This window comes from Streptomyces sp. SN-593, from assembly GCF_016756395.1.
In the GTDB taxonomy this organism is placed as follows: Bacteria; Actinomycetota; Actinomycetes; order Streptomycetales; family Streptomycetaceae; genus Actinacidiphila; species Actinacidiphila reveromycinica.
This window is the reverse complement of the sequence record NZ_AP018365.1, coordinates 5,855,048-5,881,145: the sequence shown is the minus strand read 5'-3', so window position 1 is coordinate 5,881,145 and position 26,098 is coordinate 5,855,048. Positions and strand designations below refer to the sequence as shown.

At 74.7% G+C, this 26,098-nt stretch carries 18 protein-coding genes; 9 read left to right on the top strand and 9 right to left on the bottom strand.

What is annotated here, in order from left to right; all coding sequences use genetic code 11:
• Positions 1–21 precede the first annotated feature (21 nt).
• The 5 genes from RVR_RS25120 to RVR_RS25100 all read right to left on the bottom strand — a co-directional run bounded on the left by RVR_RS25120 (position 22) and on the right by RVR_RS25100 (position 5,991).
• Positions 22–804 (bottom strand): 2,3-dihydro-2,3-dihydroxybenzoate dehydrogenase, encoded by a 783-nt coding sequence (locus RVR_RS25120; protein ID WP_202239115.1) that lies wholly within the window; start codon positions 802–804, stop codon positions 22–24.
• A 17-nt stretch (positions 805–821) separates the two neighbouring features.
• Entirely contained in the window at positions 822–2,375 is a 1,554-nt protein-coding gene (locus RVR_RS25115) for an amidohydrolase family protein (RefSeq protein ID WP_237404945.1), read from the bottom strand.
• A complete protein-coding gene (locus tag RVR_RS25110) occupies positions 2,372–2,680 on the bottom strand; it encodes a phosphopantetheine-binding protein (protein WP_202236189.1) in 309 nt (102 codons plus the stop codon). The genes RVR_RS25115 and RVR_RS25110 overlap by 4 nt, the downstream gene beginning before the upstream one ends.
• A 376-nt stretch (positions 2,681–3,056) precedes the next feature.
• Positions 3,057–4,760, bottom strand: a complete 1,704-nt coding sequence (locus tag RVR_RS25105; RefSeq protein ID WP_202236188.1) for a (2,3-dihydroxybenzoyl)adenylate synthase — start codon at positions 4,758–4,760, stop codon at positions 3,057–3,059.
• Between the two features lie 181 nt (positions 4,761–4,941).
• Positions 4,942–5,991 carry a ketoacyl-ACP synthase III family protein gene (locus RVR_RS25100; protein ID WP_202236187.1) on the bottom strand — a complete coding sequence of 350 codons (1,050 nt, stop codon included), beginning with the start codon at positions 5,989–5,991 and terminating at the stop codon, positions 4,942–4,944.
• Positions 5,992–6,286: 295 nt separating this feature from the next.
• On the opposite strand from RVR_RS25100, the gene RVR_RS25095 reads away from it, so the two are divergent.
• On the top strand, positions 6,287–7,594 hold the full coding sequence (locus tag RVR_RS25095; protein WP_202236186.1) for a phenylacetate--CoA ligase family protein: 1,308 nt from the start codon (positions 6,287–6,289) through the stop codon (positions 7,592–7,594).
• 133 nt (positions 7,595–7,727) lie between these two features.
• Here RVR_RS25095 and RVR_RS25090 read toward each other — a convergent pair whose 3' ends face one another.
• Positions 7,728–8,438: a TetR/AcrR family transcriptional regulator gene (locus tag RVR_RS25090; RefSeq protein WP_202236185.1), complete on the bottom strand. Its 711-nt coding sequence runs from the start codon at positions 8,436–8,438 to the stop codon at positions 7,728–7,730.
• 179 nt (positions 8,439–8,617) lie between these two features.
• Here RVR_RS25090 and RVR_RS25085 point away from each other — a divergent pair, with 179 nt between their 5' ends.
• Entirely contained in the window at positions 8,618–10,411 is a 1,794-nt protein-coding gene (locus RVR_RS25085) for an ABC transporter ATP-binding protein (RefSeq protein WP_237404944.1), read from the top strand.
• Positions 10,408–12,189, top strand: coding sequence for an ABC transporter ATP-binding protein (locus RVR_RS25080; RefSeq protein ID WP_202236183.1), 1,782 nt, complete (start codon positions 10,408–10,410; stop codon positions 12,187–12,189). Before RVR_RS25085 ends, RVR_RS25080 begins: the two co-directional genes overlap by 4 nt.
• 77 nt (positions 12,190–12,266) lie before the next feature.
• Here the strand turns inward: RVR_RS25080 and RVR_RS25075 are convergent, their stop codons facing one another.
• Both RVR_RS25075 and RVR_RS25070 read right to left on the bottom strand, forming a co-directional pair.
• The gene (locus tag RVR_RS25075) at positions 12,267–12,473 is read right to left on the bottom strand and encodes a tautomerase family protein (RefSeq protein ID WP_202236182.1); all 207 of its coding nucleotides are present in this window, start codon (positions 12,471–12,473) and stop codon (positions 12,267–12,269) included.
• A 152-nt stretch (positions 12,474–12,625) separates the two neighbouring features.
• Positions 12,626–13,870, bottom strand: a complete 1,245-nt coding sequence (locus RVR_RS25070) for a DegT/DnrJ/EryC1/StrS family aminotransferase (RefSeq protein ID WP_202236181.1) — start codon at positions 13,868–13,870, stop codon at positions 12,626–12,628.
• 237 nt (positions 13,871–14,107) lie between these two features.
• Here RVR_RS25070 and RVR_RS25065 point away from each other — a divergent pair, with 237 nt between their 5' ends.
• Entirely contained in the window at positions 14,108–15,184 is a 1,077-nt protein-coding gene (locus RVR_RS25065; protein ID WP_202236180.1) for an LLM class flavin-dependent oxidoreductase, read from the top strand.
• A gap of 172 nt (positions 15,185–15,356) precedes the next feature.
• On the opposite strand, the gene RVR_RS25060 is transcribed toward RVR_RS25065, so the two are convergent.
• Positions 15,357–16,316: an AfsR/SARP family transcriptional regulator gene (locus tag RVR_RS25060; RefSeq protein ID WP_202236179.1), complete on the bottom strand. Its 960-nt coding sequence runs from the start codon at positions 16,314–16,316 to the stop codon at positions 15,357–15,359.
• 326 nt (positions 16,317–16,642) lie between these two features.
• Here RVR_RS25060 and solA point away from each other — a divergent pair, with 326 nt between their 5' ends.
• The 5 genes from solA to RVR_RS25035 all read left to right on the top strand — a co-directional run bounded on the left by solA (position 16,643) and on the right by RVR_RS25035 (position 26,098).
• A complete protein-coding gene (gene solA / locus RVR_RS25055) occupies positions 16,643–17,788 on the top strand; it encodes an N-methyl-L-tryptophan oxidase (protein WP_202236178.1) in 1,146 nt (381 codons plus the stop codon).
• Between the two features lie 186 nt (positions 17,789–17,974).
• Complete coding sequence (locus tag RVR_RS25050) at positions 17,975–18,514, top strand: flavin reductase family protein (protein ID WP_272933105.1); 540 nt, start codon at positions 17,975–17,977, stop codon at positions 18,512–18,514.
• A gap of 103 nt (positions 18,515–18,617) precedes the next feature.
• Positions 18,618–20,690, top strand: a complete 2,073-nt coding sequence (gene murJ / locus RVR_RS25045) for a murein biosynthesis integral membrane protein MurJ (RefSeq protein WP_237404943.1) — start codon at positions 18,618–18,620, stop codon at positions 20,688–20,690.
• Between the two features lie 117 nt (positions 20,691–20,807).
• Positions 20,808–23,255 carry a phosphatidylglycerol lysyltransferase domain-containing protein gene (locus RVR_RS25040; protein WP_202236176.1) on the top strand — a complete coding sequence of 816 codons (2,448 nt, stop codon included), beginning with the start codon at positions 20,808–20,810 and terminating at the stop codon, positions 23,253–23,255.
• Between the two features lie 1,238 nt (positions 23,256–24,493).
• Entirely contained in the window at positions 24,494–26,098 is a 1,605-nt protein-coding gene (locus RVR_RS25035) for an ATP-binding protein (protein WP_202236175.1), read from the top strand.

Here is a 26,098-nt window from a genome sequence, read left to right as displayed (position 1 = left end):
CGGGTCCGGTGGCGCGGGGGTTCAGACGCCGAGCGTGGCGCCGCCGTCGACCGTGAGGTCCTGGAGGGTGATGTGGGCGGCGCGGTCCGACAGCAGGAAGAGCACCGCCTCGGCCACGTCGCGGGGAAGCGCCAGCCGGCCGGTCGGGATGCCGACGCGGAAGGAGTCGAGCACGCCGTCGATGGAGGGCCGCTCGGCGCCCTCGCCGGACCACAGCGAGGTGAGCATCGGGGTGTCGGTGGAGCCGGGGGCGACCACGTTGCACCGGATGCCGTGCCGGGCCAGCTCCAGCCCGAGGCACTTGGTGAACGCCTGCGCGGCGGCCTTGGACGCGGCGTAGGCGGCCATGTCGGTCCGCGCGGTGCGGGCCGCGTTGGACGCGATGGTGACGATCGCGCCGCCGCCGCGCGGCACCATCCGGGCCGAGACCGCGCGGCACAGCAGGAAGACGCCGGTGGCGTTGACCGCGAACGTGTCGTGCCAGTCCTCCTCGGTGAGCTTGCCGACCGGGCCGGGCCGCAGCACGCCGGCGGCGTTCACCAGGTGGTCGATCGGGCCGAGTTCGGCCTCGGCGAGGTCCACCAGCGCGGTGACCTGGGCCGGGTCGGAGACGTCCGCGGGCAGCGCCAGCAGCCGGCCGCCGCCCGGGACGCCGGACTCCTCGATGTCGGCGACCAGTTCGTCCAGGGCGCCCGGGGCGCGGTCGACCAGGCCGACCGTGGCGCCCTGCGCGTGCAGCGCCCGGACGATCTCCGAGCCGATCCCGCCGGCGGCACCCGTCACCAGGGCCACCTTGCCGTTCATGCCGTTGATGTCGTTCGTCACCGTGCACCCGCCTCGCTTGTCGGGGTCCCGTCGCCACCGCGGCGCCGGGCCGAACGTGCGTACAGAGCGTCGATCCGGTCCGGGTCGACCTTCAGGCACCGGATCGAGAAGGAGCGCACCGCCTCCTCGTACCCGGCGAGCAGTTCCGCCTCGTCGGCCGCCACACCGCGGCCGCCCTCGATCAGCACCCGGCCGCCGACCACCACGGTGTCCACGTCGCCGGAGCCGCCGAGCGCGAGGAACGCCTCCAGCGGACGGGGGTTGTGGACGTAGCGCCAGTCGTCCATCGGGACCAGCACCAGGTCGGCCTCCTTGCCGGGCTCCAGGCTGCCGATCCGGTCCTCCCAGCGCAGGCCGCGGGCGGCCAGCCGGGTCGCCATCGCCAGCGCGTCGGTGGGCACCACGACGGTGGAGTCCGCGTACAGCTCGTTGTGGACCTGCCAGGCGGCCCGCATCTGCTCGGGCATGCCGGCGAAGGACAGCGGCTGGCCGTCGGTGGACAGCGAGACGTCGAGACCGGCCCGCCGCAGGTCGGGGATGACCCGGGTCTCGGTCATCGCGGACTCGCCCGCGCCGCCGTACTTGCCCGGCGAGTGGCTGAGGTGCACCCGCCCCTCCAGCAGCAGCTTGCGCTCCTCGTCGTCGACGAACGCCGTGTGGACCGACATCAACCGCTCGTTGAGCAGGCCGAGGTCGGCGAACCGGCGGACCGGGGTGCTGCCGTAGTAGGTGCGGATCACCTCGGGCTCGTTGCGCTGGGCGCAGATGTGCGAGGCGAAGCCGGTGTCGTGGCGCTCCACCAGACCGGCCAGGCCCAGGGCGAGCTCGTCGGTCATGTTGGTGCCGTAGACCGCGGTCGGGCGGGCCCGGAGCAGGCCGGTGGGGTCCGCCGCGCAGCGGTCGATCAGCGCCTCGACCCGGCTGAGCAGCAGGTCGGTGTCCCGGGTGCGGCGGAACCGGCTCTCGCCGGGGGCGCAGACCGCGTCGGCGGCCCAGGTGCTGACCGAGCAGCGCATGCCCAGGCCGAGCGCGGCGTCGGCCAGCGCGTCCGGGTGGTTGACGGACCCGACGTCGCCGAGCGTGGTGACGCCGGCCCGCAGTTGGGTCCACATCGAGTAGCGCGCGATGGCGTCGCCCTCCTCGGGCGTGAGGCCGTCGATCATGTCGTGGAAGGAGTCGAAGACCGCGGAGGTGCGGTACATGTCGCCGCCCCGGCCGAGGAAGCCCGGCTGGTCCTCGCGGTCGCTGTCCGGCCGGAAGGCGCCGTTGAACGGTAACCGGGTGGCGAACAGCTCGTGCCAGTGCGCGTTCACGAACCCGGGCAGCGCGATCATCCGCCGGGCGTCGAGGGTGCGCAGCGCGGCACGCGTCGCGGGGTCGAGCGCGGCCACGGCGGCGTCGACCTCCTCCACGGTGCCGACCGCCGCGACGCGCCCGTCGACCGCCAGCACCGAACCGTCGGGCACCACCCGGTCGGTGGCGTCGGCCGGGTAGAGGTGCGCGCCGCGGACGAGCAGCGGGGCGGGGGCGGCCGGGGCCTTCGGGCTCACGCGGCGCCCTCCTCGCCGGCCGCCGCGCGGACCTGCGCGACGTGCGCGGCCCAGGCGCGTACGGTCGGCTCGGCGACCAGGGTGTCGAAGTCGACCGGGGTCCCGGCGCGCCGCCAGCGGCTGCTCATCCGCATCACCTGGAGCGAGCCGAGCCCCAGCATGACGAGGTTGGCGTCGTCGTCGATCTCCTCGGGCGTGATGCCCATGATCTTGGCGGCCGCCTCGCGCACCTCCCGCCGGGTGTCCTCGGCCGCGGGCGGCGGGACGGCGTCCGAAGCGGTGGGCTCTGTCGTCGTGTCAGCCATGAGCGTGTCAGCCTTTCTGCTGTGCGGAGTGGTGGAGCGCGGGGTCCGCGGCGCGCCGCGCACGCCGCCGGTGCGGCCCGGGGGCGGCGGCCGCCGGGGCCCGCCGGAGCACGGGGCACGCGCGGCCAGGGGGCACCGCGCCGGGTGCCGCGACCGCTGGACGGACGGCCGGGCGCGGGACGGTTCGGGCGCGGGACGGTTCGGGCGCGCGGAGGGCCGGGCGCCGGGACCGGCCGGCCCGCGACGCCCCCGGGCGCCCGCCGCCGGACCGGTCCCTTCGTTCGCCGGGCCCGTCGCCCGGAACCGTGCCGGCGACCCGTGCCGGCCGTCCCGACGCTGCGTGGGGCGGGGCGGGGGCTGCGTGGAGCGGGAGGGGTTACCGCGCGACGGCCTCGCCGACCGGGATGAACGCGCCCGTCTCGGGCAGCGCCTCCCCCCGGGCCAGCGCGCCCAGCGCCTTCTTGTCGATCTTGCCGAGCCCGGTGAGCGGCAGGTCCTCGACGTAGACCACGCGGTCGGGGAGCTTGAACTCGGCCAGCCCGCGGTCGTGCAGCGCCTGCTTCAGCTCCGGCAGCGACGGCGGCTCGACGCCCTCCGCGGCGACCAGGTAGGCGCAGATGCGCTCGCCCAGGAACTGGTCGGGCACCGGGATCACCGCGGCCCGGGCCACCCCGGGCTGCGCCAGCAGGTGCCCCTCGACCTCCGCCGCGGAGACCTTGTCGCCGCCGCGGATGACGACGTCCTTGATCCGGCCCTCGATCACCAGGTCGCCGTCCTCGGTGAGCCTGGCCAGGTCGCCGGTGCGGTAGAAGCCGTCCGGGGTGAACGCCTTCGCGTTGTGCTCAGGCGCCCGGTAGTAGCCCTGGAGCGTGTACGGGCCGCGGGTGAGCAGCTCGCCGATCCCGCCGGCCGGCAGCTCCCGGTCCTCCTCGTCCACGATTTTGATCTCGTCGGCCGCCGAGATCGGCCGGCCCTGGGTGGTCAGCACCGTCTCGGCCGGGTCGCCGTCCCGGGTGAAGGTGCACAGGCCCTCGGCCATGCCGAACACCTGCTGGAGCCGGCAGCCGAAGGCCGGCTCGATCTGCTCGGCGGTCTCCCGGTGGAGCTTGGCGCTGCCGATCTGCAACAGCCGCAGGCTGGACAGGTCGTCCTCCAGCCACTCGGCGCCCTCCAGCCAGAGCTGGACCACGCTCGGCACCACCGAGGTCATGGTGACGCCCTCCCGCTCGATCAGCGGGAAGCAGTGCTCGGGGGTCGGGTCCTCGGCGAAGACCACGGTGCCGCCGGCTCGCAGCACCCCCACCACCCCGGGGCAGCCCCAGGTGAAGTTGAACTCGACCGGCAGCGTGGCCAGGTAGACGTCGCGGTCGGTCAGGCCGGACGCCTCGCCGGCGGCGCGCACCTGGTAGGCGTAGTCGTCGTGGGTGCGCGGGATCAGCTTCGGCAGCGCGGTGGTCCCGCCGGACAGCAGGAAGAACGCGACGTCGGACGGGTCGGGCACCGGGAAGTCGCCGCCGCCGGCCGGGTCGGCGTCCACCTCGGCGAGCGGCACGGGCGCGTCGCCGCCCCGCGCGGGGCCGGCGGCGTCCTGCCCGTCCCCGTCGCCGCCCTGCACGAACAGGTACCGCAGGCTGGCGACGTCCTCCCGCATCTGGCGGGCGAGTGCCGGGAAGTCGAAGCCGCGCACCACGCCCGGGAAGACGTAGCCGACGGCGCCCGACAGCTCGCACAGGTGCCGGATCTCGTTGGACCGGTGGGCCGGCAGCGCGAAGACCGGCTTGGCGCCCACCAGGAACAGCGCGAAGCAGACCACCACGAAGTCGGGGGTGTTGGGCAGTTGGACGACCACCCGGTCGTCGGGGGCGATGCCGCGGGCGCGGAACCCGGCGGCCATCCGCCGGGCGCCGCTCTCCAGTTCCGCGTAGTTCAGCCGCCGGCCGCCGCCGACCAGCGCGGTCTTCGGGCCGTGGACGCGGGCCGCGTCGGCGAGCAGGCGGACGAGGCTCTCACCGCGCCACAGACCGTCGCGGCGGTAGCGCTCGGCCCGCTCGGTGGGCCAGGTGGTGCAGCCTTCCAGCATGGAAGCTCTCTCCTCAGGGGCTGTGAACGGGACGGTGGACGGGGGCCCGGCCGGACGCCCGGCGCGGTGGCCCCGGCCGGACGGACCGGCGCGGGGACGCGCCCGGGCGGACCGGCGCGGGCGGACCAGCCCGGACCGGCTCGGGCGGCGCGCGTCGGCGCGCCCGGCTCGGGGGACGGGCTCAGGCGGCCGCGGTCTGCGGACCGGGCGCGGCGGTGATCTCCAGGACGGCGCACCCGGCCTCCATGCCGGTGGCGGCGCCGACGAGCATCACGTGGTCGCCCGGCTCCACCTCGCCGTCCAGCCACAGCCGCTCCAGGCCGATCACGAAGTCGCTGACCCCGGTGTGCCCGATGCGGCGGCTGTGCTCCCAGATGCTGCGGTCGTCCTCGACGCCCAGCGGCTCCAGGAACATCGTCTGCAACGGGTCGTCGTTGAAGCCCACGTGGCAGACCCGGCGGATCTGCTCCATGGTCACGCCCGCCTCCGCCAGCGTGCGGTCCGCGATCGCCGCGACCTGGTCGCCGAAGTGCCCGATGGGGGGCTTCACACCGGACGCCCACTGCTTGCGCCAGTACTGGATGCGGGACTCGAAGTCCAGCGGCAGGCCCGCGGTGATGCTGGGCGGCAGCAACTGCTCGGCGCCGCGGTGCAGCGCCTCCATGCGGGGGTCGGAGAGCGAGCCGACCGCCAGCACCCGGGCGAACCCGGACCGCCGCGAGACCACCAGCGAGGAACCCGCGTCGGCGAGCAGGAACAGCTTCGACGCCGTCCAGCGGTTGACCTTCGGGGTGCTGTAGTTGTCGCCCGTGGTGAGCAGCACCGCGTCCTTGCTCGACGGGTCCGCGATCAGCCGGCCCGCGGCCGCCTCCAGGCTCGCCAGCATGCCCAGGCAGCCCTGCCGCACCTCCACCGCGGGGATGGTGCGGCCCAGCGTGTTCAACAGCACGTAGTGCGGCGCCGACCAGCCGTCGGGGCCCTGGTGGTAGGCGTTGGTGTGCACCAGCGCCGCGAAGTCGTCGGGCTCGTGGCCCGAGCGGCGCAGCGCGGTTTCGGCGGCCCGGATCGCCATGTCGGGCGCGGAGACGGAGTCCTCGACCAGCACCGACTCGATGCCGGACGCCTCGCACTCGTCGGCGTCGTACCAGCCGGCCGCGACCGCCTCCTTCGTCGGCACCGCCTTCGGCAGGTAGGTGCCCACTCCCGCCAGATGGATGTTCTCGACCTTCACGTGGCGCCCTCTTTCCGGTCCCGAGATCTACGGCTCTCAGATCCCGGACAGCACAACACGGGCCTCATGGCGGCTTCCTGAGTAGGCGTCACTCAGCTTCGCCGCGTGCGCCGCCCGCCCGGCCGGGGCCGCCCGCGGCGCCGACCTGCTGCCCGGCGAGCGTGAGGCGGCCGCCGCGGGAACCGGTGTGAGTGGCGCCTACTCAGGAGCCGGACGGCGCCCACGTGCTGTGCTGTCCGGACGTCGGCCCGCAGTCCGTGCGCGGCCTGCGGGCAACCACGAGGAGGCGGGCACCATGACGACGAAGCGTCCGGAGCTAGGCGACTGGGCCGGTGTGGACGAACTGCGGGCCCTCCAGCAGCGCCGCCTGCCGGCCCTGCTCGCCCGGGCCGCCGCGTCGCCCTTCTACCGGCGCCGGCACGCCGGCCGCGCCCTGCCCGCCACCGTCGAGGACTTCCGCGCGCTGGAGCCCACCGGCAAGCAGGACCTGCGCGACGCCTACCCGTACGGCCTGCTCGCCGTGGCCAAGGAGGAACTGGCCACCTACCACGAGTCGAGCGGCACCGCGGGGCAGCCCACCGCGTCGTACTACACCGAGCAGGACTGGGCGGACCTCGCCGAGCGCTATGCCCGCAAGTGGGTGGGCATCACCGCCGGCGACACCTTCCTGGTGCGCACTCCCTACGCGCTGATGATCACCGGGCACCTGGCGCACGCCGCGGCCCGCTCGCACGGCGCGACCGTGGTACCGGCCGACAGCCGCTCGGCGGCCACCCCGCCGGCCCGCCTGGTGCGGGTGCTGCACGACCTGGAGGTCACGCTGACCTGGTCCAACCCGACCGAGACGCTGCTGTGGTCGGCGGCCGCGCGCGCCGCCGGGCTGGACCCGGGCAAGGACTTCCCCTGGCTGCGCGCGCTGTTCGTCGGCGGCGAACCGCTCAGCCCGGCCCGCCGGGCCCGGATCAGCGAGATCTGGAACGTCCCGGTGGTCGAGGAGTACGGCTCCACCGAGACCGGCACGCTGGCCGGCCAGTGCCCCGAGGGGCGGCTGCACCTGTGGGCGGACCGCGCGCTGTTCGAGGTGTTCGACCCGGCGACGGGCGCGATCACCGAGGAGGGCCGGGGGCGGCTGGTGGTCACGCCGCTGTACCGCGAGGCGATGCCGCTGCTGCGCTACAACCTCGACGACGACGTGGAGATCTCCTACGCGTCCTGCCGCTGCGACTGGCAGTTGCCGGTGGTCACCGTCTTCGGGCGCTCCGGGTTCGGCCACCCGGTCGGCGGCGGCTCGGTGGACCAGCACCGGCTGGAGGAGCTGGTCTTCCAGCTCCCGGTCGAGGACCAGGTGGTGTTCTGGCGGGCCCGCGCCGACCGCGACCTGCTGCGCGTCCAGATGGAGGTCCCGGCCGAGCGGCGCGAGGGCGCCACCGCGCGGCTGGCCGCGTCGATCGGGGCGGAACTGGGGGTGCCGTGCGAGGTCGAGGGCCTGGAGCCGGGCACGCTGGTGCCGCTGGCCGCGCTCACCTCGGACCCCGACGTGCTCAAGCCGCGCGGGCTGTTCGGCCCGGACGAGGACTGGGACCGGGCGCTGCTGTACTACTGACCCCCATGCCGCCCCGGCCGGTGCGGAACGCCTCCCGGGCCGGCCGGGGCACCATCCGCCGCCGCCCGGACCGCGGGCGCCGCGCCCGGCGCTTCGGGCCCCACCGCCCCGGGCCCCGGCACCCCGCGCCGCCTCACGCGCGGTCGCCGAGCAGCATCCCGACGCCGTCCAGCGAGCGCGCCACCGTGTAGGCGTAGAACTCCTCCTCGACCGCCCGGATCGCGCCCGGGTCGTCGGCACCGCGGCCCATGACGGCCCGGCCGACCTCGGCCAGGCCCGAGTGCTCGGGGTCGTCGCGGTGCGCGGCGAGCGTGACGGCCAGCCGGGCCCGGGCGTCGGGCAGGTGCTCCGCGCGGTCGTCCTCCACCGCGACCAGCAGGTAGGCGCTGTTGGTGAGGTAGCGGTAGGCGGCGGTGGCGCCGTCGGCGAAGCCCGCGTCGCGCAGCACCAGGACCCCCCGGTCCATGATGGCCAGCGCGGACGGCAGGATCGGCCCGGTCCGCACCAGCCGGCGGGCCACCCCGCGGTACCCGCGCAGCACCTCGCGGCCGCCGAGCAGCAGTTCCTCGAACCACTGGCGCCAGGGCAGTCCCGGCTCGGGCACCCGGATGCGGCCGACCACCCGGTCCGCCACCGCGTCCGCGACGGCGTCCCGGTCGCCGACGTGGTGGTAGATGACCCGCGGCCAGACCTCCAGTTCCCCGGCGAGCTGCCGGGTGGACCATCCCTCCAGCCCGCCCTCCGCGGTGAGCGCGGTGGCGGCCTCGACGATCATGGCCGCGGTGACGGGCGGACGCTCCACGCTCCTGCGCGACCGTGTCCTGGGCTCGGTGGGTCCGGTCATGCCGGAACTGTAATGCAGGTACGGCGGGGCGGACTTGACCGGACCCGCGGTGCACGCCGTAGGGTTGACGCGTCTCTTACCCAGTGGGTAACGCGCCCTGGCGGTGGGAGGCGAGCCCCCCGGGCTCAGGCCCTGTCGTTGCCCAACCCGCGCATCCCGTCGTGGAACGGAGGATGACGATGTCCGCGGAACCCGCCGCGCTCGCATCACTTCTCAAACCCATCCGAGGGCGGCTCGTCGCGGCCGTCGCGTGCCAGGCCGTGGCGTCGCTGCTGAGCGTCGCCCCCTTCGTCGCCGTCGCCGAGTTGGGCCGCGTGCTGCTCGCCGACGGTCCGGTCGACCACCACAAGGCGTGGACGGTCACGATCGTCGGCGCCGCGACCCTGCTGGCCCGCCTGCTCTTCCTGCTCGGCGCGAGCGTGGTCAGCCACTTCGCCGAGACCGACCTCCAGCTCTTCCTGCGGCGCGACCTGGTGGACCGGCTCGGCCGGGTCCCGCTGGGCTGGTTCGGCGGCCGCAACTCCGCCTCGGTGAAGAAGACCGTCCAGGACGACGTCCAGGCGATGCACCACCTCGTGGCGCACTCCCTGCTGGAGCTGACCGCCGCGGTGATCGTGCCGCTGGCCACCCTGGGCTACCTGTTCTCGGTGGAGTGGAAGCTCGCCCTGTTCACGATGATCCCGCTGCTGCTCGGCGTGGGCCTGTTCGGCCGCACCGGCGCCGCGTTCAAGGAGAACCTGCCGGCGCTGGACGCCGCGATGGGCGACATCAACGGCGCGGCCGTGGAGTTCGTCAACGGCATCGCCGTCGTCAAGACCTTCGGGCAGGCCCGCCGGGCGCACCGGCGCTTCACCGACGCCGCCGACCGGTTCTCGGACTTCTTCCGCTCCTGGGTCGGCTCGCTGGTCCGGCCCCGGGCGCTGTCGGAGATCGTGCTCTCGCCCACCACCATGCTCTTCACGGTGCTGGCCGCCGGCGGGCTGCTCGTGACGCACGGCTGGATGGACCGGGCCGACCTGGTCCCGTTCGCGCTGCTCGGTGTGGGCCTGACCGCGCCGCTGCTGACCATCAGCTACGCGGAGGAGGAGATCCGCGCCGCGCAAGCGGCCGCGGAGCGGGTGCACGCGCTGCTGCTCACCCCGGAACTGCCGCTGCCCGCGCACCCGGTGACGCCCGGCGCCGGCCCGGTCTCCTTCGAGGCGGTGGACTTCTCCTACGACGGCGCGCAGGTGGTGCTGCACGACCTGGACCTCACCCTGGAGCCGGGCACCACCACCGCGCTGGTCGGCCCGTCGGGCGCCGGCAAGAGCACCGTCGCGGCCCTGCTGCCGCGGTTCTGGGACCCGGACTCCGGGGCGCTGCGGATCGCCGGGGTGGACCTGCGCGACATCGCCCCCGCGGAGCTGTACGAGCGGGTGTCCTTCGTCTTCCAGGACGTGCGGCTGCTGCGGGACACGGTGCGGGCGAACCTCGCGCTGGCCCGTCCGCAGGCCACGGCGGCCGAACTGGAGGCCGCCGCCCGGCGCGCCCAGATCCACGACCGGATCACCGCCCTGCCGCGCGGCTACGACTCGGTGGTCGGCGAGGACGCGCGGCTGTCCGGAGGCGAGGCCCAGCGGCTGTCCATCGCCCGCGCGCTGCTCGCCGACGCGCCGCTGATCGTGCTCGACGAGGCGACCGCGTACGCGGACCCGGAGTCGGAGGCGGCGGTGCAGGACGCGCTGGCGGAGTTGTCGGCGGGCAAGACGCTGCTGGTGATCGCGCACCGCCTGACCACGGTGGTGGACGCCGACCAGATCGTGGTGCTGGACGGCGGCACCGTCGCCGAGCGCGGCACCCACGCCGAACTGCTGGCCCTCGGCGGCACCTACGCCCGGATGTGGGAGGCCCACCAGCGCGCCGGCTCCTGGCAGCCGGGCGGCGCCGTCCCGGCCGGGACCGTATCGACCGCGGAACAGGAGGCTGTCCGATGATCCGTCAGCTACTGGCGATCGTGCCGCCGCGGGAGCGGACGCTCCTGCGGACCGTGCTGGCGCTCCAGACCGGCGGCGCGGTGTTGCAGGGCGTCGCGTTCGTGCTGCTGGTGCCCGCGCTGCGGGCGCTGCTGGGCTCCGACCCGGGGTCGGCCTGGCCGTGGATCTGGAGCCTGGCCGGTGTCGCGGCCGCCCAGTCGGTGGTCTACTACCTCGGCGCGAAGAAGGGCTTCGAGGCGGGCGCCTCGCTGTCCCGGGTGCTGCACCACCGCATCGGCGACCACACCGCGGAACTGCCGCTGGGCTGGTTCGGACCGGCCAGGACGGGCGAGTTGAGCACCCTCACCACGCAGACGGTGATGGCGATCATGCGGGTGCCCGGCTACCTGCTGCGGCCGCTGGTGAACGGGCTGCTGACGCCGGCCGTGGTGGTGGCGCTGATGTACGCCTTCGACTGGCGGCTGGCGCTGGCGGCCACCGCCACCGTGCCGGTGATCATGGCCGTCTACCGGTGGACCACCGGCCTGACGGAGAAGGCCGACACGATCCGCGCCAAGGCCATGACCGATGCCGCCGGCCGGGTCATCGAGTACGCCGAGGTGCAGCCGGTGCTGCGGTCGTTCGGGCGCTCCGGCCAGGGCGGCAGCCGCGCCCTGGACGCGGCGCTGGACGCCCAGCGGGACGCCTCGCACCAGGTGGTGCGCGCGGGCGTGCCCGGCCTGCTCGGCTTCACCCTGGTGGTGCAGGCCGCCTTCACCACGGTCCTGGTCTACGGCACCTACCTGGCGCTGGGCGGTTCGCTCGCCGTGCCGGAGCTGATGGCGCTGCTGGTGCTGGCCGCGCGGTTCGTCGAGCCGATGACCGAGGCGGCCAACCTCGGCTCCGCGCTGCGCTCGGCGCGGGGCGCGCTGGCGGCCGTCCAGGAGGTGCTGGACGTGCCGCCGATGCCGCAGCCCGACCACCCGGTGGTGCCGGCGGGATCGAGCATCGAGTTCGACCGGGTGTCCTTCCGGTACGGGACCGGGACGGTCCTCGACGAGGCGTCGTTCCGGGTGCCGGAGCGGACCATGACGGCGCTGGTCGGCCCGTCGGGGTCCGGCAAGACCACGGTGACCCGGCTGATCGCCCGGTTCTGGGAGGTGGACTCCGGAGCGGTGCGGATCGGCGGCACCGACGTGCGCGACGTCACCACCGAGGAGCTGATGGCGCGGATCTCGGTGGTGTTCCAGGACGTGTACCTCTTCGAGGGCACCATCGAGGAGAACATCAGGATCGGCCGGCCGGACGCCACCGCCGAGGAGGTGCGGGCGGCGGCCGCCAAGGCCCGGGTGGACGACATCGTGCGGCGGCTGCCGGACGGCTGGGACGCCCAGGTCGGGGAGGGCGGCGCCACCCTGTCCGGCGGCGAGCGGCAGCGCATCTCCATCGCCCGCGCCATCCTCAAGGACGCGCCGATCGTGCTGCTCGACGAGGCGACCGCCTCCCTCGACCCGGAGAACGAGCGGGCCGTCCAGGAGGCGCTGACCGCGCTCACCGCCGACCGCACCCTGCTGGTGATCGCGCACCGGCTCCAGACGGTGATGGCGGCCGACCAGATCCTGGTGCTGGACGGCGGCCGCATCGTGCAGCGCGGCACGCACGACCAGTTGATCGTGCGGGAGGGCCGCTACGCGGACTTCTGGGCGCAGCGCAACCGTGCGCAGGGCTGGCGGCTGGGCGCGATGCCGGCCGCGACGGACGCCGGCGCCGCCGCGTCGTACGACCCGGTGGGCGGCTGACCGCGGACGCGCGACGGCGGCTCCCCCTGCGGGAGGGGAGCCGCCATCGCTCTGTGAGCGCTCGGGGTGTCGGGGGGTCAGCCCCGGGCGCTGATCGGGGGTGTGCCGGGCTTGCCCGCGATGCCCCAGCGGGTCGCGGGGACCTCCTGGAGCACCACCCAGGTGCCGCCACGCGCCGACTCGCCGAAGACCTCGACCACCGCGTCGGTCAGGCGGGTGATCAGCTCGGTCTCGGTCTCGCCGTCCAGACGGCCTTCGTAGAGCTTGACGTCGATCAGGGGCATCGGAAGTTCCTCCGGACGCTGGGGTGGTTGACGGGTGGGCGGGGACTGCGGTGCCCGGGCACGCGGGGACGGCGCCGGACCGGCGGACGGTCCGGTGCCAGGGCCCGGAAGCGGGGCCCGGAGCGGGGGTCATAAACCCCCCGCGCCCGAGGTCAGGCCGGGACGCCCGCGCCGGCGCCCGCGTACGCGGAGCCCAGCGCCTCGTCCAGCGCCTCGACCATCCGCTCGACCTGGGCGTCGGAGAGGCCCGGCGAGCAGGGCAGGTTGACGTGCTCGTTGAACCACAGGCGCTCGGCGACGGGGCACTCCCCCAGCCCGTGGCCGCGGTCGCGCCACTCCGGCAGCAGGTGCAGCGGGAAGTAGCGCAACTGCACCTCGACGCCCCGCTCGTCCAGTCCGCGCACCAGCGCCTCCCGGACGTCGGCCGGGCCGCCGGCGAAGAACGTGTACAGGTGGTGGGCGTGCACGAGGCCGGCCCGCGGGCGGCCCACGCGGGCGCCGGGGTGGCGGTCGATCACCTCGTCCAGCCGGGCCGCGATGGCGCGGCGCCGCGCGACGAGCGCCTCCAGCCGCTCCAACTGCACCAGGCCGACCGAGCAGGCCGCCTCCGACAGCGTCGCGTTGGTGCCGGAGCGGCGCACCCCGAGGCACGCCTCCTGGTACACGGTGGCCGAGTACTTCATCCACGGCAGCAGCTTCGGCGACTCCATGGGCAGTTCGGGCGCCGAGACGAACACGCCGTCGACCTCGTTGGACCGCAGCCGGTCGATCCGCTCGGCCCAGTCGTCCCGGTCGAAGGTGAGCATGCCGCCCTCGCCCAGGGTGGTGATGTTCTTCGAGGCGTGGAAGCTGAAGGTGCCGATGTCGCCGAGCGAACCGGGCCGGCGCCCGTCGTAGGAGGCGCCGAGCGCGTGCGCGCAGTCCTCGACCACGAAGATGCCGCGCTCGCGCGCGAGCGTCAGGATCTCGTCCATCTCCGCGGGCCAACCGCCGTAGTGCACCAGCAGGATGGCCCGGGTCCGGTCGGTGATCAGGCTCTTGAGCGCGACCGGGTCCATGTTCAGCGACTCCGGGTCCACGTCGCAGAACCGTACGGTCGCCTGGTAGCTCAGCAGCGGTTGCACCGTGGCCTGGAAGGTCTGCGGGGTGACGATGACCTCGTCGCCGGGCGCCAGGTCCAGTAAGTGGATGGCGAGTTCGAGCGCCACGGTGCCGCTGGTGACGGTCAGCGCGTGGCGGGTACCGATGTGCTCCCGGAAGCGCTCCTCGAACTGCTCTCGCCACGAGCCCATGGACAGTGCGTCGTCCGACTCGACCAGCCGGGTCAGGGCCTGCACCTCGTCTGCACCGAAGACACTTCCGCGGCTCGCGTATGGAACGGCGTAGGTTCCACGCATAGGATTCCCTCCGGCCGAACGTGAGAGTTGTCAATCGCCGTTTCCCATGAACGGCGGTCTGCATCGTAGGCACCCCGACTTCGCCGCCGGAATGCGCTTGGTACTTACTGACGGCGCCTGACACGTTGACGTTCTGACACCCTGATAGGACCGTGATTCACGCCTTGACACCGCGCCTGATGGTGCGGCGATACTTCCTGCCGTCCGCACGTCAATGAGCGCAGGGAGCAGGCAGGCATGAAATTCGGTGTGAATTTCTTTCCGGTGGTCGACCCGGCGGCGAAGAGCGCGACCGCCTACTACGACGAGACGCTCCGGCTGGTCGAACTCGCCGAGGCGCTCGACTTCGAGCACGTCCAGACGGTGGAGCACTACTTCACCGGCTACGGCGGCTACAGCCCCGACCCGGTCACGCTGCTCACCGCCGCGGCCGCCCGGACCAGCAGGATCCGGATCACGACCGGCGCGGTCGTGCCGGCCTTCACCCACCCGGTGAAGCTGGCGGGCAAGCTGGCGATGCTCGACCACCTCTCGCACGGCCGCCTGGACGTCGGCTTCGGGCGCGGCTTCCTGCCCACCGAGTTCGCCGCGTTCGGCATCGACATGGACGAGAGCCGGGCCCGCTTCGACGAGGGCGTCGAGGCCTGCCGCCGGCTGTGGAGCGAGGAGGACGTGGTCTTCGAGGGCCGCTTCCACCGCTTCGGCCCGGTCACCCTGCTGCCGCGCCCCTACCAGGCCCCGCACCCGCCGATCTTCGTCGCCTCGGCGACCAGCGCCGAGTCCTGCGAGGCCGCCGGCCGGGCCGGCCACCACCTGCAGATCGTCCCGTCGGTGACCTCCGCGGAGCAGTTGGCGGCGATGCTGACGCGCTACCGCGCGGCGTGGGACTCCGCCGGCCACGACCCGGCCGCGCGGCGCATCCAGATCAAGTACACCTGCTACCTGAGCGAGGACGCCGCCGAGGCGCGCCGGCAGGGCGAATTCTACGAGCGTTCCTACATCGACCTGATGACGCACGCGGTCGCCCCGCTCGCCGACTCGGCGTCGGCCGACTACCCGGGATACGAGAAGTTCCTGGAGAAGGCGAAGAACTACGACTTCGGCAGCTCGCTGAAGGCGAACAAGGTCTTCGCCGGAAATCCGTCCGACGTGCGCGCGCAGATTTCCCGGATGCGCGCGGAATACGGTACCGACATGACCGTCAGCCTCCAGTTCAACCCCGGCGGGATGGCGTTCGCGCACGCGGCGCGGGCGATGGAGCTGTTCGCCGCCGAGGTCGCCCCGGAGTTCACCGACGAACCGGCCGCGGCCTGAGGGTCCTGGACCACCGCTGAGCGGGTGCGGCCGCTCAGCGGGCTCGGACGGCAAGGGCGGGCGGGCTCTGACAAGGGCACGGACGGCAAGGGCGGGTGCGGCCGCCCGGCGGACCGGGCCGCGAGGACTGACCGGTGCGCGAGCGCGCGGTGCGCGGCGGGACAGCCTTTGCTCAGCCCGTGCTGCCGGCCGTCGCGTCACGATCGTGCTCCAGCCCGCCCGCCCGGGCCGTCAACCGCTCGATGGCCATCCGCAGCATGCTCTGCTCGGACATCAACTGCTCGACCTGGAGCCTGAGCCGGAAGACCTCCAGCGCGCTCGCCGCGTCGTCGGCCGAGGGCTGGGGGCCCTCCGCTCGGCCGGGCGACGTGAAGGCGCCGGCCACCACCGGGAGCTGGTTCACCTTGGCCACCATCAGGGACACCGGCGTCCGGTCCTGCTCCCGTGCCTCGCGCCGCCGGTCCCGGTCATGTCCCACGGGCTGCTCACCGCGCCGTCCGACCCGGCCGAGCGCGACGGTCAACTGGCGGCGGAACCGCTCCCGGCCCGGGTGCGCGACCACCAGTTCCTCCAACTGCCCCACCACCTGCCGCTCGACGCCCAGCCGCAGCGCCGCGTCGTACAGGTCCTCCATCGCCAGCAGCCGCTCCTCCTCCAGCCGGGCGGCGGCGCCGGCGCACAGCGGGCCGCTGGAGCCGCCGTCCATCGCCGGGCCGCGCCACAGCTTGAGCGCCTTCTGCAGCAGCGTGTAGGCGGTGCGCGGGTCGTTGGCGGCGAACCGGCGGGCCTGGGTGACCTCCATCCGGAACTGCGCGCTGTCGATCTCGTCCGGCCGGACCTGGAGCAGGTAGCCGGCGCCGCGGGCGATCAGCCGGGGCGCGTTGGCCCGGGACGGCTCCACCTCGATCAGCACCTGCCGCAGCCGCGACACGTGCGCCTGGAGCGCGTTGACGGCCTTGTCCGGCGCGTAGTTGCCCCACAGCTCCCGGACGAGCTGGTCGGTCGGCACCGGGGTGCCCAGCCGGGTCACGAGTGCGCCCAGCAGCATGCGCTGCTTGGGACTGTTCAGTCGGACCCGCCGCTGTCTCACGTCGTCGTATATCTCGGCGGGACCCAGGATTCTGAACTGCATGACTTCCTCCACGCCTCGGTGCGGCCCAGGTTGCCCGGTCCCCAGAAGCTGACCACGAACCCCCGCGCGCGGACCTGAGTGGGCGGTACTCAAAGCCGGACCGCGCACCGCGGCCCCCGCCCGCCGCCGGCGTGCCGCGTCTGCCCGGGGGCCGGCCCGCGGCAGCCCGCCGGACACGCTCCCGGACGCCGAGGTGAGTACCGGCTACTCAGGCACCCGCTCGCGGTCGTGTGGTCGGGTGGCTCCGCACGGTCAGCGGGAGGCCGGGGCCCGGCAACGCGGGGGCGACGCGGCACGGCACGGCAACGGACGGGAGTGTGGGAGTCATGGGCGGCTGGGACGCCGAGGTCGCGGTGGTCGGGCTCGGGGCGTGGGGCGCGTCGGCCCTGTGGCAGTTGGCGGAGCGCGGTGTCGACGTGATCGGCTTCGAACGGTTCACGCCGGGCCACTCGCTGGGGTCGTCGCACGGCGGTTCGCGGATGTTCCGGATCACCTGCCTGGAGCACCCCGAACTGGTGCCGCTGGCCCGCCGCTCCCGCGAGCTGTGGGACGAGCTGGAGCAGGCCGCCGGGGAGCAGTTGTTCTTCCCGACCGGCGGGCTGCTGATCGGGCCGGAGAACGGGCACATCGCCGGCGGCACCCTGCTCGCGTCCCGGCGGCACGACATCCCGGTGCACATCCTCAGCGCCAACGCGGTCCGCATCCGCTACCCGCGGCACACCGGCGTGCCCACCGGCCACATCGGCGTGTGGGAGCCGTCGGCCGGGATCATCCGGCCGGAGCGCTCGATCCTGGCGGCCGTCGCACTCGCCGAGCGGGCCGGGGCGCGCGTGCACGCCGACACCCGGATCAGTTCGGTGGAGCTGGTGCCCGGCGGGGCGGTGCTGCACACCTCGCAGCGCGACGTCCGGGTGCGGCAGGTGGTGGTGACGGTCGGCTCGTGGCTGTCCTCCCTGGTCCCGGGGCTGCCGCTGGAGACGGTGCGGATGCCCATCACCTGGTTCCGCCCGCTGGAGCCGGCCACCGACAGCACCTTCGAGCTGGACCAGTTCCCGGTCTTCATGCGGGAGTTGGACGACGGCACCGTGCTGTGGGGCAACGGCACCGAGGGCGGCCACGACGTCAAGCTCGGCCTGGAGGACCGGGGCGTCGCGGCGAAGCCGCTGGACCCCGACAACAGCGACCGCTCGGTGACGCCGGACGACTGGTCCGACCTGGCCGCGCTGCTGCCGGCGAAGGTGCCCGGGCTGGAGCCGCTGCCGGCCAGGGTCGCGGTCTGCATGCTGACCCGCACCCCCGACGGGCAGTTCGTGATCGGGCGGCCGGACGGCGACCCGCGGATCGTCGTGGCCGGCGGCTGCAACGCGCACGGCTTCAAGCACGCGACCGGCATCGGCGAGGCGCTGGCCGGCATCGTCTGCGGCACGGCCGCCAAGGTGCCGCTGGACTTCATGTCCCCCGACCGCTTCTGACCCCGCCTCCGCCACGGCCCCGCTCCACGACCCGCCCCCACGGCCCGCTCCACCACCCGACCCATCCCCGACCCACCGCCCGGCCGCGCGGACGATCCCGCGCGCCCCGGGCCGGCGCACCGCCCGCACCTCCCGCGCCTCCCGCACCTCCCGCGCACCCTCCGACCCGACGACGGAAGACGACCCGTGACCTCAGCACGAGTACCCGCCGCACCGACGGCGGAGACCGACCTGCCCCTGGCCAACCCGCAGCACTTCCGCGACGCGATGGCCCAACTGGCCTCCACCGTCACGATCGTGACCACCACCGACGGCGACGGACGCCCGTGGGGCTTCACCGCCAGCTCGGTGGTCCCGGTCTCGCTCGACCCGCCGCTCGTCATGGTCGGCGTCGCCCACACCTCCAGTTGCTACGAGGCGCTCGCCGCCTCCGACGCGTTCGTGGTGAACGTCCTCGGCGACCGCCACCGCGACCTGGCCGGCCGCTTCGCCACCTCCGGCGCCGACCGCTTCACCGGCAGCGGGTTCACGAGCTGGCCCGGCACCGACCTGCCCTACCTGCCCGACGCCACCGCCGCCTTCCGCTGCCTCACCCAGTACGCGCTCCCGGCCGGCGACCACGACCTCCTGCTCGGCGCCCTCGCCGACACCCTGTCCCCGCCCGCCACGGCGCCCTCCTCCGCCCTCCTGTGGTACCGCCGCGCCTTCCACACCCCCGCTCCCTGAACTCCGGTGGGTAACGGGGCCGCGCGGATGAGAAGGTATGCCGTACGGACGGCGGACCGGGGGGGCCGGCCGCGTCCCGGTGCATGCGGAAGCGGAGAGACCTATGAGCACGCCGGACGGCGGCAACGGTCGGCGTGACGGTTACGACGAAGGCCCGTACGGCGCGTACGGGCAGTACCCGCAGGACGACGGGCGGCCGCCGTACCCCCAGCAGTACGGCGCCCACGACGGGTACGGCCGGCAACAGCCGTACCCGCAGGGCCGGTACGAGGAGCAGGACGGCCCGTACGAACCGCAGGGGCAGTACGGGCCCTACGGGTACACCTCCGTGCCGCGGCAGAGCGCGCCGGACGCGGACCCGTACGCCCACCTGTACCGGGAGCCGTACCGCGACGACGACGCCGACTACTCCCTCTACTACGCGCCGAACGTCTACGGCAGCGCGAGCGGGGACGTGGCGGCGGAGGCGACCGGCACCTTCCCGGTGATCGACGTCGACCGGGCCCCGCCGCCGCAGCAGCGGGGGGAGGCGGCGGGCGGCACCGGCAAGGGCTCGCTGCTGGGATCGAGCGCCGTGATGGCGCTGGGCACGATGGTCTCGCGGGGCACCGGCTTCGTCCGCAACATGATGATCGCCGTCGCCATCGGCCAGGGCACGATGGGCGACTCCTACCAGATCGCCTACACCCTGCCGACGATGGTGTACTTCCTGGTCGGCGGCGGCGCCGTCAACGCGGTGTTCGTGCCGCAGCTCGTCCGCAGCATGAAGAACGACCCCGACGGCGGCGAGGCGTACGCCAACCGCCTGCTCACCCTGGTGATCACCGCGCTCGGCGGCGTGGTGCTGCTCATGGTGGCGGCCGCGCCGCTGCTGGTGCGGCTGCTCTCCCCGTCGCTGATGTCCACCCCCTCCACCGCGCACGTCACGGTGACGATGGCGCGGTACTGCCTGCCGACCATCTTCTTCATGGGCGTGCACGTGGTGGCCGGGCAGATCCTCAACGCCCGCGAGCGGTTCGGCGCGATGATGTGGACCCCGGTGCTCAACAACGTCGTGGTGATCTTCACCTTCGGCCTGTACATCTGGGTGTTCGGCAGCTTCGGCCACAGCGCGGTGAACCCCGGCACCATCTCCCCGCAGGGCGTGCGGCTGCTGGGCGTGGGCACCCTGCTCGGCCTGGTGGTGCAGGCGCTGTCGATGGTCCCCTACCTGCGCGCGTCGGGGCTGCGCTACCGCCCGCGCTTCGACTGGCGCGGGCACGGCCTGGGCCACGCGGCCAAACTCGCCCGCTGGACCTTCCTGTTCGTGCTCGCCAACCAGCTCGGCCTGATCGTGGTCACCCGGCTCGCCACCGCCGCCCAGAAGTCGGCGGCCGCGCACGGCTACGCCAGCGGCACCGGCCTGTCGGCGTACACCAGCGCCCAGACGATCTGGCAGCTACCGCAGGCGGTCATCACGGTCTCGGTGATGAGCGCGGTGCTGCCGCGGATCTCCCGCGCCGCCTCCGACGGCGACGCGGCCGCGGTGCGCGCCGACATCTCGCACGGCCTGCGCACCTCCGCGGTGGCGATCGTGCCGGCCGCCTTCCTCTTCCTCTCCCTGGGCCCGTGGATCGGCGCGCTGATCTACGGCACCGGCGCCAACGGCGGCCGCTCCACGGGCTACATGCTCGCCGCCTTCGCCCTCGGCCTGATCCCGTACTCGGCGCAGTACGTCACGCTGCGCGGCTTCTACGCGTACGAGGACACCCGCACGCCGTTCTTCAACACGGTGTGGATCGCGGTGGTCAACGCGGCCGTCGCGGGGCTGTCGTACCTGGTGCTTCCGCCGCAGCGGGCGGTGGTGGGCATGGCGTTCGGCTACGGCGTCGCGTACTTCGTCGGCCTGCTGGTGGCGCTGCCCCGGCTGCGGCGCCGGATCGGCACGCTGGACGGCCCGCGCATCCGCCGCACCTACAGCCGGCTCGTGGCGGCCGCCCTGGTCCCCGCGCTGCTGGGCTACTTCCTCGCCCGGGCCACCGAGGGCGTGCTGGGCGGCGGGCTGGTCGGCGCGGCCGGCGCGCTGCTGGTCGGGCTGGTGGTGCAGATCGGCCTCTTCCTCGCGATCGCGAAGCGGATGCGGATCGAGGAGCTGAACGCGCTGCTGGGCATGGTGCGCGGCCGGCTGGGCCGCTGACCGCATCCGGCGGTCCGATCGTGTGATCGTCGCACGACATGCCCCATCTGCGGCAAGCGTGCCCGGCCTTCCGCGCGTCCCGGTCGGTGCCGGGCGCGCGGCCAGCACCCTGGGGCCATGACGCACTGGTTCGGCGGCGCGCACGGCACGCAGACCTCGGGCGCCGGACGCGAGCAGCTCTTCCTGCTGCTGGCCGGACTGGTCTGCTCGTTCCTGTTCATCCGGTTCAGCACCCGGATGATCCGGCGGCAGGTGTCGTGGTGGCCGGGGAACGTGCAGCCCGGCGGGATGCACATCCACCACGTGGTCTTCGGCCAGGTGATGATGATCGTCGGCGGGGTGGGCGCGTTCGGGGTGCGCGGCGGGCCGGTGGCGCACGACGTGCTCGCGGCGGTCTTCGGGGTGGGCTGCGGCCTGGTGCTGGACGAGTTCGCGCTCGTGCTGCACCTGGAGGACGTGTACTGGAAGGAGGAGGGCCGGCGGTCGGTCGACGCGGTCATCCTCGCGGTCGCGGTGATCGGCCTGCTGGTGGCCGGCGAGGCGCCGCTCGGTGGCTACGTCGGCGGGCGGTCCGGCGGGTCGTACGCGGTGGCCGCGGTGCTGCTCGGGTTCGTGGTGCTGTGCCTGCTCAAGGGCAAGGTGTGGACCGGGCTGCTGGGCGTGATGGTGCCGGTGCTCGCGGTGGTGGGCGCGCTGCGGCTGGCCCGGCCGCACAGCCCGTGGGCGCGCTGGCGGTACACGGCGCGGCCGCGCCGGATGGCCCGGGCGGAGCGGCGCGAGGAGGGCGCGCGGCGGCGGGTGATGGCAGCCAAGACCGCGGTGATGGACGCGGTCGCCGGGGCGCCGACCCCGGTGTCGCTGGCGAAGCGGGCGGGGAAGCCGCCGGTGGTGCCGACCGTGGTCGAGGTACCGCCGTCCCGGCTGGAGCTGCTGCTCGCCCGGGTGCTGCGGCCGCTGCGCGCGCCGGGTGCGGCCGTCGCCGTGTGGTACCTGCGGCTGGCGGCCGTGGTGGACCTGGTGACCGGTCTGGTCGGGCCGCTGCGGGACCGGGTGCGGGCCGCCGACGGCGGCGAGTACGTCACCGCCTTCCTGGTCGGCCCGGGCTTCACCGGCGCCGCGCTGGCGTTCGTGCTGTCGGTGAGCCTGCGCCGGCGCAAGCGGGCGGCGTGGCTGCTCACCACCGTGGCGAGCGCCGCGTACGCCGTGACGATCGTGATCACCGTGGCCGCGGTGCCGGGCGCGTACCGGCACGCCGCCAACTGGCTGGCGATCGCCTGCACGTTGCTGCTGCTGGGCGCGCTGCTGGTCTCGCGCACCGCCTTCAACGTCCGCGGCGAGCGGCGCAACGTCGCCGTGGGGCTGCTCAGCCTGGTGGTGGGGGCGGCGGTCGCGGTGGGCGCGGGCACGCTGCTGGTCCACGCGACCGACCGGGACGCGCCGGCCCGCTGGGGCGCCAGCGCCCGGTACGCCGCGGTGCGCACGCTGACCCTCTCGGCGCTCTTCGACCACCCCGGGATCAGGGTGCCGTGGTGGTCCGACCTGCTGGTGAACCTGATCAGCGTCGCGCTGCTGCTGCTCGTGGTGCTGGCGTTCCTGCGCGCGCCGCGCGGCCGGGACCGGCTGCAACCGGCCGACGAGCGGCGGCTGCGGGAACTGCTGCGGGACGGCGACGGCCGGGACTCCTTCGGGTACTTCGCGCTGCGCCGGGACCGGGCGGTGTGCTGGGCGCCCGGCCGGGAGGCGGCGATCGTGCACCGGGTGGTGAACGGGGTGACGCTCGCGGCCGGCGATCCGGTGGGCCCGCCGGCCGCGTGGCCGGGGGCGGTCGCGCACTGGCTGGACACGGCCCGCGCGCACGCCTGGGTCGCGGCGGTCGCGCACGCGGGCGACGGGGCCGCGGGCGTCTACACGGCGGCCGGGCTGCACGGCCTGGACTCGGGCGCGGAGCCGGTGGTCGAGGTGCGGGAGCTGCCGGCCGGTCCCGCGCGGCTGCGGCAGGCGATGGCGGGCGCGGGCTACGCGGTGCGGGTGCGCCGCCAGCGCGACGTGGCCGAGGAGGAGTGGGTGCGGCTGCGGCAGCTCGCCGACGCGTGGCGGCGGCACGGGAGGGCGGCCGGCGGCGTCCAGTTGGGCCGGCTGGGCGACCCGGCCGACCCGGAGTGCGTGGTCGCGGAGTGCAGGGACCGGCACGGCCGCACCTGCGCGCTGCTGGTGTTCGTGCCGTGGGGCGGGGACGGGCTGACGCTGGCGCTGCTGCGGCACGACCAGGAGTCCGGGCAGGGGCCGGTGGACCTCGCCCTGACCGAGGTGCTGCTGCGGGCGCACTCCGGCGCCGACCCGCTGGCGGGGGTGGTCCGTGTCTCGCTCAACCTCGCGCCGTCCGACGGCGAGCAGGCGTACGCGGGGTACGGGGCGCGCTGGGCGACCCGGCACCTGCTGTACGAGCGGCGGGCCGAACTCCCCCGGGTGATCGCCGCCGCGGCCTACACCGAGGGGCTGCGGCTCGCCGCGGCCCGGACCGCCCACGCCCATGCCCACGCCCGTCAGGACGCCCCGCCGACCTGACGCCCGGGCCGGTCACATGACTCCGCCCCGCCTGACGGGCCGCCCCGGTCCACCGTTGTCCGTGGTTCCCCCGCACGGGGTGGCACAGGATGGTGGAAGGGGAATTCCGGTGCGACGGCGGGCGCACCCGCGGTGCGCGCGGCCGCAATAGGCGCCCTCCCGCGTATGCGCTCACGTGCTTTTCCGAACGGCCGGTCCCGGCCCCGCGGAAAGGAGTTCCAGGGCCCTTCCGCGGTAAAGCGCTCGTGCGGGAAATGTGCGCGATCCCGCGCGGCGCCGGTGCCCGAAGGGTGGTCGAGGTCATCCCGGCCCCCTGCCCGGACCCGCCGTCCGGACCCGCTGTCCGGCGGGCGCGGGGGCGTATCCGGGGTGCGGGCGCCGAGGCGGACGCGGGGCCGCACGGCCGTCGGCCGCGCAGGCGCTCCGGGGACCGTCCGCGCATGCCCGCGCCGACCGCGCCGGCCCTCCCGGAAGACGCCCCTCCGCCGCACCTTCGCGGGAAGGACGCCGAGGCCGCGTGGAACTGACGGCAACTCAACTCCCCTTTGCACACGTCCGGTTGAATGCACCGAGTGAACCTCTGGGCAACGGCGCGGGCACGCGCCCCGCCGCGGGCGGCGGGGCCGCGGCGGCGCCCGGGTGTCCCCCGCGACTCCGGTCACCCGCGATCCCGTACCCCGAGACGCCCGGACATCCGTCACGGTAGGCTCTCGCTCCGTACCTGACCGCGATCGTCCGCGGCGCCGGTCGGGGGCCCGCGCGCGCCCGAGCGGCGCGTCCGGACCGGCATCGCCGACCCCGCGCCCAGCGCCGCCACCGCGCCCGTCGTCGCGCCGGCGAGCGCCGGACCCCTCGAAGGAGTGGAGGAATCGGTTGCCTGATCGAGCGGCCAGCCCGAATCCACCGGCCCCTTCCGCACCCACGCAATGCGTGCAATTACAGCGACAGCGACTTGGCGCCGATCAACCGGCTGGATATGATCACGACGCGGTCGCACCAGGGCCGTTCGCAATCAGCCGGGCACCATCGAATCCACCACGCCGCCCCCGACCGGCCGCTCCGCGCGCCCGGTTGACCGGGGAATTGCGGCCGCGCATTCCGGCCGCCGGCCGGCGCGGCCGCCCGCGGCGCCCCGGGCCCGCCCACCGCCAACCGCCACCTCCGGCCGGCGTCCACGGACACCGCCATCCCCGGACGGGCCGCGCGCCGCGTCCTGACTGCTGATTCCCGAGGATCTGATGACCACGTTGATACAGGAGGCGGCCGCCGCGCTGCTGCTGGCGCTCGTCCTGGTCGCCGGCGGTGCGGCCCTCCGGTTCCGCCGGATCGCCCGCGCCCGGCAGCGGCAGGCGGAGCAGCAACACGCCGGGGACCGGTCCTCGTTGCTGGCCGAACAGGAGCGGGTACGCCAACTCGCGGCGCGGCAGCGGACGTTGGAGGACGCGCTGGGCTACCTCGCCTCAACCGGGCTGGCCGAGGCCACCGCGGCGGCACTGGAGCCGGGCGAGAACCGCGAGGTCGAGTTCGTGCTGCCCGAGCCGCTGGCCGGCACCCCCGCCGCGCAGCGCGTCGAGGAACTGGTCTCCCGGCACACCGCGCTGGTCCGGCAGACCCGGCGCGACGCGCAGGACGCCGCCCGCCAGGAGGTGGCCCAGGCCCAGGAGGACGCCCGCGACGCCACCCGCGCGGCGGTGCTCACGTTCGCGTCGGCCCTGGTGAGCCTGGGCGCCGAACTGGCTGAGGAGGTCAGCGTCGGCGTACGCCGCCACCACGGCGACGACGCGTACGAGACGCTGATGGAGATCGACCACACCGCCCAGCAGATGCTGCGCGTCGCCCAGGGCTACATGGTGCTGTCCGGCGGCACCCTCGGACGCCGGCTGCCGGCCACCGAGTTCACCGACATCGCCCGCGCCGCGATGGGCCGCATCCAGAACTACGACCGGGTGCGGGCCCAGGAGTTGGACCGCGCGGTGGTGCCGCGCGCGGTCGAGGCGCTGGTGCACACCCTGGCGATCCTGCTCGACAACGCCGTCCGCTACGCCCCGCCGACCTCCTACGCTGAGGTGTCCTTCCGCACCGGGCACAACGGCGTGACGGTGATCGTGGACGACGCCGGGCTCCAGATGAGCCCCGAACAGCTTGAGCGGGCCCGGGAGATCCTCGGCGGCAGGCAGTCGCTGGACATCCACGCGCTCGGCGCCTACCCGCAGACCGGGTTCCGGGTCGCCGCGCAGCTCTCGGCGCGCTACGGCTTCCGGATCGACCTCGAAGCGCCCAACCTGTTCGGCGGCACCCGCGCGCTGGTCTTCGTCCCCTCCGCGCTGCTGACCACCCTTCCGGTCGAGCAGCCGGCCGGGCACCTGCCCGGGCGCGGCGCCGAACAGCCGTACGTGCCGCAGCAGTCCGGGGCCGGGGCAGCGCCGCGCCCCGGACACCCCGAGGCGCGCAGCCCGCAGCCGGTGCAGGCCGCCCAGGACCCGCAGCCGTACCGCCCCGACGCGCGGTCCGGCGCGGCCGCCGACGCACCGCCGGCCGTCACCGCCAGCGGGCTGACCCGGCGCCGCCGCCGCCCGCAGCCCGCGCCCGCGCCGGCCGAGTCCGCCGTGCCGGCGGCCGAGCCCCGGCCGGGGCGCCCCGACATCGCCGCCGCGTGGGCCGACGGGTCGCGCCGCGGCCGGGCGCTGGCGGAGCAGCGGCCGTCGGAGCGGTCGGAGCAGGGGCCGTCCCCGTCGGAGTCCGCGCCGTCCGGACCGGCCGGCGGCCGGGACACCCGGGGTGGGGACGCCGGCGGGCGGGGCACCTCGCAGAACACGTCGGCCACTTCGAAGGGCGATTCCTGA